The sequence below is a fragment of the Rhodoferax sp. genome, assembly GCF_018063565.1.
Classification (GTDB): Bacteria; Pseudomonadota; Gammaproteobacteria; order Burkholderiales; family Burkholderiaceae_C; genus Rhodoferax.
In genome coordinates, this window is sequence record NZ_JAGPBB010000131.1 from 1 (window position 1) to 6712 (window position 6712).

The following is a 6712-nucleotide window of genomic DNA, read 5'->3' on the forward strand; positions in this document are numbered from 1 at the left end:
CTGCCGTGTCTGGTGCCTTAGCACCAGTCACCGTAACCTATCCCACTGCCACCCCAGCCAGTATCACGGTCACGAGCATCCCTGGCCTTTCGTTCACGATCAGCGGCACACCCAAACTCAACGACACCGTGAGCATCGACGCCCGCCCCAGCATCTTCAGTGTCCTTGACGACGCAATCTCCGACATCGCCTCCGCGCAGAACAATAACGCCGCGACCCAAGCCGTCAGCCAGGCCCTCCACAACATCGACATCGGCATGCAGCGTATCTCTGCCGAGCGTGGCAAGGCAGGTGATCTGCTTGGCCGTGCCGACCGCATCAGCGCCAACCAGGAAACACGCAGTATAGAGTTGGAGGCCGACCGCTCCCGCGCCGAGGATCTGGACATGGTCAAGGGCATTTCAGACTTCCAGAACCAGCAAACCGGTTACTCAGCCGCGTTGCAGACCTACGCGCAGATCCAGAAGCTCTCGCTGTTCAATTTCATCGGTTAGCGCGGCCACTGCGGCAACGACGCCCCGAGCTCGGTGCAAGCCCGGGGTGATCGGCCCATGGGACAATCTGCCGATGCACCTATTATTTGAAGAAACCGGCAAGTTCCTCGCCGGGAGAATACTCTCGGAGGCCGACACGTCGGCGCAAGTCGAGCTCGACAGCGGCAAACGCGTCAAGGTCAAGTCAGCCAACATCATGCTCAGGTTTGACAAGCCAGAACCAGCACAACTGCTGGCGGCGGCGCAGGCGGTCAGTTGCAGCATTGAGCTTGACATGGCCTGGGAATTTGCCCCTGAGGATGAGTTTGGTTTTGCCGACCTGGCGCGCGACTACTTCAGCGCTCAGGCCACGCTGACCGAACAGGCCGGCATGTTGCTGGCCCTGTATGACGCACCCCACTATTTTCGCCGCGCCGGCAAAGGCCGCTTTCGCAAAGCTTCTGCCGACATCCTGGCACAGGCGCTGACCGCCATCGAAAAGAAAAAGCAGATCGGCCTGCAGATTGACGCGTGGGTCAAGGAATTGGTCGCAGGCACCTGTCCACCGGCGATTCGGGACCAGTTGTACAAGATCCTGTTCAAACCGGACAAAAACGCCCCCGAGTACAAGGCGGTGGTGGAAGCGTCACGCGCCAGCCACCTCGGTCCGCTGGATCTGCTGATCAAGGCGGGGGCCATCGACTCACCTTACCAGTTCCACTGGCGGCGCTTTTTGCTGGAGAACTTTCCCAAAGGCACCGGTTTTGTCAAGCTTGACGCGCCACTCATCACCGACGAGTTGCCTCTGTCGGGTGCCCAGGCATTTTCCATCGACGACTCCGCCACCACCGAGATTGATGACGCACTTTCGGTGCAAGGCCTGGGTACCGGCACAGTGCTGCTGGGCATCCACATTGCCGCGCCTGGCCTGGCCATCAAACCTGGCAGCGCCATCGACCAGCTCGGCCGCGCCCGCCTGTCCACGGTGTACATGCCGGGCTACAAGATCACCATGTTGCCCGACGAGGTGGTGCAAAAGTACACACTGCTGGAAGGACAGGACTGCCCTGCCGTGTCGCTGTACGTCACGCTCGACGAGGCCACGCTGGAGATCAAGGCCACCGAGACACGTCTGGAGCGGGTGCACATTGGCACCAACCTGCGCCATGATCAACTCGACGCGGTGGTCACTGTTGAATGGCTGGAGAACCCGGATTTTCAGCATCAGAATGACCCTGAGCGCTTATCTGAAAAGCGCTCAGAGCTCTCTTTTTTACAGCGTTTGGCAAAAGATCTGAAGGCCAAACGTGAAGTGGTACGCGGCAAGCCAGAGAACTTCAACCGGCCCGACTACAACTACCGCTTGGTGGGCAACGACGGTGCCGAACCCCATGGCAGCGAATCAGTGCAGATCAGCGTCCGCCAGCGCGGTGCGCCGCTGGACCTGATCGTGTCTGAAGCCATGATCCTGGCCAACAGCACCTGGGGTGGCTGGATGGCCGAGCTGGGCGTGCCCGGCATCTACCGCAGCCAGGCCAGCATGGCGCCCGGCGTGAAGGTGCGCATGGGCACCAAAGCGCTGCCGCACGCCGGCATTGGCGTGAAAAGCTACGCCTGGAGCAGCTCGCCACTGCGCCGCTACACCGATCTGGTGAACCAGTGGCAGATCATTGCCTGCGCCCGCCATGGCAAAACCGCCGCACTGGTCGCACCGTTCAAACCCAAGGACGCCGAGCTATTCTCCATCATCTCCAGCTTCGATGCTGCCTACAACACCTACAACGGCTTCCAGAACGCCATGGAGCGCTTCTGGGTGCTCAAGTATCTGCAGCAGCAAGACATCAGCCAGATCGAGGCCACCTTGTTCAAAGACAACCTGGTCCGCGCCGACCACCTGCCGCTGGTGCTGCCGGTGGCCGGTGCGCAGAACCTGCCGCGCTTTGCCCGGGTGATGGTGCGCCTGGGTGACATCGACCTGGTATCGCTCGACATCCATGGCACGGTGACCGAGCGGCTCGACGCCGAACCCGACACCGCCCAAGGCGAAGACATGGACGACGACGACGCCATGGGCGGTCCGATTGCCATTGCCATGAGCCTTGACGAGGCGGAGTCGCCTGTCGCCTCCGGGCAACCGCCGGACAGCCCGTCACCCACACCGTGAACCTGCGCAACCTCAGCACCCTGCACCTGGCGTTGGGCGTGTCCATCGCGGTCCATGGGGTTTTGCTGACGCTGCGATTTGTCGACCCCGAGGCCTTTAACCGGGTGTTTGAAGACACACCGCTGGAAGTGGTGCTGGTCAACGCCCGTGCCGACGAGCGCCCTACCAAAGCCCAGGCGATCGCCCAGGCCAACATGGCCGGTGGTGGCGAAGCCGAGCGCGGGCGCGCCACCAGCCCCTTGCCCCCTGCCCTACTGTCCAACGTTGGCGAAGACACGGAACAGGATCAGCAACGCCAACTGCGCGACATGCAGGAGCAGCAAAACCTGATCCTGTCGCAGGTCAAGAACACGCTGGCCGCCATGCCGCCGACCGATCCTCAACAGGCGCAGCTCAGCCCCGATCAGGTTCAACGCGAAGAAAAACGTCGCCAGCTGATCAAGCTGCTGGCCGAGATTGAACGCCGCATCAACGCGGAAAACGCCCGGCCTAAAAAGCGCTACATCAGTCCCGCCACGCGCGAGGCGGTGTACGCGGTGTATTACGATCGCCTGCGCCGCAATATCGAAGACAAGGGCACCGAGAATTTTCCGCAACTCAACGGCCAGAAGCTGTATGGTGAACTGACCATGATTGTTAATATCAACCACGACGGTCAGGTGCTGTCAACCGAGCTGGTGCAAAGCTCGGGTGTGCCCGCGCTGGACCGCCGCGCTCAGGCCATCGCCAGAAGCGCTGGCCCATTTGGTGCATTCAGCACCGCCATGCGCCGCCAGGCCGACCAGATCGCCGTGGTGTCGCGCTTTAAATTTACCCGAGACGACACATTGGAAACCCGTGTCGGTACCCAATAATCCGCTACCCTCCACCGAGCTCCCGACATGACCTCCGACCTCTATTGCGTCATGGGCAATCCGATTGCCCACAGCCAGTCACCCTGGATCCACGCCCGTTTTGCCGAGCTCACCGGCCAGGACATTGTCTACACCAAGCGACTGATTCCGTTGGACCACCTGGACCACAGCGTGCAGAGTTTCGTGGACGAAGGGGGCCACGGCTGCAACATCACCGTGCCCTTCAAGTTTGAGGCCGCTGCGCTGGCCACCCACACCAGCGAGCGTGGTTTGCTGGCCCAGGCTTGCAACATCCTGACCTTTCAGGACGGCAGAATTGAGGCCGACAACACCGATGGCATCGGACTGGTTGATGACATCGAGCAAAACGCCGGTTTCAGCCTGCAAGGCACTCGCGTGCTGCTGATCGGCGCCGGCGGTGCCGCCGCCGGGGTGCTTGGCCCCTTGATTCAGGCGGGACCGAGCCACGTCAGCGTGGCCAACCGCACGCTGCACAAGGCTGCGGAACTGGTGGCACGCCACCAAGACCTTGCCAAGCTACAAAATGTGAAGCTTCAAGCGCATCATCTGAAAGGGCTGGAGGGTCAATTTGACATCATCATCAACGGCACAGCCAGCAGCCTGGGTGGACATGGTGTCCCGGTCGACGCCCATGTGCTCAAGCCAGGTGCACTGGCCTACGACATGATGTACGGAGCCGGTGCCCAGCCGTTCATGGACTGGGCCAGTGCACACGGCGCCGTGCCACGCGATGGTCTGGGTATGCTGGTGGGTCAGGCGGCCGAGGCGTTTAACATCTGGCGTGGTGTCATGCCGCCGGCCGGTCAGGTGCTGGCCGAGCTGCGGCTGCACCTGACACAGAAATGAAGTCCCCCGGCACTTTCAAAAGGCTTGCCAGATGAACCAACCGAGCAATCACAGGGTTGCCTCGCGCTCGATGTGCGATGACTGGCTGTCACGGCCCGCCAGCTTCAACCCGCCATGAAGATGCTGTTGCGCTGGACCGGGATGCTGATCGCCGCAGGCTTGTTGCTGCAGCTGTATTTTGTGGCGCGCATCGCCGCCATGACGGTGGTCGACCCCCAATCCACCGCGTTCGAGCGTTCAGAGGCGTGGCGCATCGTCACCGACAAGGGCCGCCTGCCGTGGCGCCAGCAATGGATGCCCTACGACAAGATTTCCAACCAGCTCAAACGTGCGGTCATTGCCAGCGAGGATGACGGTTTTGCCAATCACGATGGCGTTGACTGGGATGCGCTGGAAAAAGCCTGGCAAAAAAACAGCAAGGCCGAGGAACTCGCTTCTCAGTTGCAGGAGCGCCTCAACCGTGCCCAGGAAAAGTCCGCCAAACAGAATGCGGCCCCGCTCAAAGCGGTCAAGCCTGCCAAAGTGGTGGGCGGCTCGACCATCACCCAGCAACTGGCGAAGAATCTGTTCTTGTCGGGTGAGCGCACCCTGTTGCGCAAGGGACAGGAGTTTGTGCTGACCATGCTGCTTGAAGCACTGCTGAGTAAGCAGCGCATTCTGGAGATTTACCTCAACAGTGTGGAATGGGGCGAAGGCGTGTTTGGTGCCGAAGCGGCGGCGCAGCATTATTTTCGCAAGCCAGCGGCTCAGCTCAGCGCCTATGAAGCCGCACGCCTGGCGGTGATGCTGCCGCGACCCAAATACTTTGAAAAGCTGCCCAACTCCGCTTACGTGGCGGGCCGGGCGGGTGTCATTGCCAACCGGATGCCAAGCGCCGAACTGCCATGAGAACGCTGCTACTGGAATGGGCTGCAATGCTGGTGAGCTACTTCTTGCTGGGGCTGATCCGTATCCTGACCGGTTCGCAGGCGCGCTGGTGGGGCTGCCCGCCCAAAGCGGAGCAGCGCATCTATTTTGCCAACCATCAAAGCCACGCCGACCTGGTGATGATCTGGGCCGCGCTGCCCAAGGAGTTGCGCCGCGGCGTGCGTGCCGTGGCCGCGCGCGACTACTGGACCAAGACCCCATTTCGCGAATGGCTGACCACAGCGGTGTTCAATGTGATTTATGTCTCGCGCGAGCGCCATGCCGACGAAGACCCGTTGGAGCCGCTGATAGACGCGATGAAAGATGGCGACTCGTTGATCCTGTTCCCCGAGGGCACCCGCGGCTACGCCGATGAACCCAACGTCTTCAAGGCCGGGTTGTACAACCTGGCCTTGAAGTTCCCCGAGGTGGAACTGGTGCCAGCCTGGATCAACAATGTTCAACGAGTCATGCCCAAGGGCGAAGTGGTGCCGGTCCCAGTGCTGTGCTCAGTGACCTTTGGCATCCCCATGCGCGTGCAGCCCGGCGAAGAACGGCATGACTTTTTGACTCGGGCACGCGCCGCCGTGGTGGCCCTGCGCGACGTTTGACCGGCCGACCACCATGTACAAAGCCCTGAAAAACCTGAGCGCCACCGAGCAGATCGGCGCCCTGTTCATCATCGTTTTTGGCTTGCTGCTGATGGCGGGCGTCGTGGTGTTTTTGCTGTCGATGCGCGAGTCCGAAGACGCCAACACCAGCCACCGGCGCAGCTGCGACATCGAGAACCTGAGCAAACTGCTCAAGACCAGCTGGATGATGATTTTCGTCTTTTGGGTGGCGTGGATCGCCGGCGACGAGGCGCGACTGGTGTTGTTTGGTTTTGGCTCATTTTTTGCGCTGCGCGAGTTCCTCACCCTCTCGCCCACGCGTCATGGTGACCACCGCAGCCTGATTCTGGCTTTTTTCGTCGTGTTGCCGGTGCAATACTGGCTGGTCGGCAGCCGTCAATTTGACCTGTTTGCGGTGTTCATACCGGTGTATGTGTTCCTGGCCATCCCGGTGGTGAGCGCGCTGGCCAACGATCCCCAGCGCTTTCTGGAGCGCAACGCCAAGCTGCAGTGGGGCATCATGGTCTGCATCTATGGCCTGAGCCATGTGCCCGCGCTGATGCTGCTGAATTTTTCCAAGTACCACAAGAATGCGTTTTTGATGCTGTTTCTGGTGCTGGTGGTGCAAAGCTGCATGGTCACCCAACACTTGGTGCACCGCTGGTTGCACCGGCATCCGGTGGCACCAGCCATCAGCCATAGCTTCACCTGGCGCAGCTGGTGGGTCGGCATGGCGGTGGGCAGCCTGCTGGGGGCGTTGCTGGCCGGCATCACGCCGTTTGTACCGGGGCGGGCTTTTGCGTTGTCGTTCATCGCCTGTGCGGCCGGGTCCCTGGG

General features: G+C 61.2%; 7 protein-coding genes. All 7 read left to right on the forward strand.

Annotated elements, in window-relative coordinates:
- On the forward strand, positions 1-494 hold a 494-nt coding region (locus tag KBF66_RS18145), incomplete at its 5' end, for a flagellin (RefSeq protein ID WP_365732555.1).
- A gap of 73 nt (positions 495-567) precedes the next feature.
- Positions 568-2637 carry a ribonuclease catalytic domain-containing protein gene (locus tag KBF66_RS18150; protein WP_296660817.1) on the forward strand — a complete coding sequence of 690 codons (2070 nt, stop codon included), beginning with the start codon at positions 568-570 and terminating at the stop codon, positions 2635-2637.
- The gene (locus KBF66_RS18155; protein WP_296660822.1) at positions 2634-3491 is read left to right on the forward strand and encodes a TonB family protein; all 858 of its coding nucleotides are present in this window, start codon (positions 2634-2636) and stop codon (positions 3489-3491) included. Before KBF66_RS18150 ends, KBF66_RS18155 begins: the two co-directional genes overlap by 4 nt.
- A 27-nt stretch (positions 3492-3518) precedes the next feature.
- A complete protein-coding gene (gene aroE, locus KBF66_RS18160) occupies positions 3519-4358 on the forward strand; it encodes a shikimate dehydrogenase (RefSeq protein ID WP_296660826.1) in 840 nt (279 codons plus the stop codon).
- A gap of 114 nt (positions 4359-4472) precedes the next feature.
- Positions 4473-5246 (forward strand): transglycosylase domain-containing protein, encoded by a 774-nt coding sequence (locus KBF66_RS18165; RefSeq protein ID WP_296660829.1) that lies wholly within the window; start codon positions 4473-4475, stop codon positions 5244-5246.
- Complete coding sequence (locus KBF66_RS18170; protein ID WP_296660832.1) at positions 5243-5875, forward strand: lysophospholipid acyltransferase family protein; 633 nt, start codon at positions 5243-5245, stop codon at positions 5873-5875. The genes KBF66_RS18165 and KBF66_RS18170 overlap by 4 nt, the downstream gene beginning before the upstream one ends.
- A 13-nt stretch (positions 5876-5888) precedes the next feature.
- A partial coding sequence (locus tag KBF66_RS18175) for a phosphatidate cytidylyltransferase (RefSeq protein WP_296660835.1) occupies positions 5889-6712 on the forward strand: 824 nt, incomplete at its 3' end.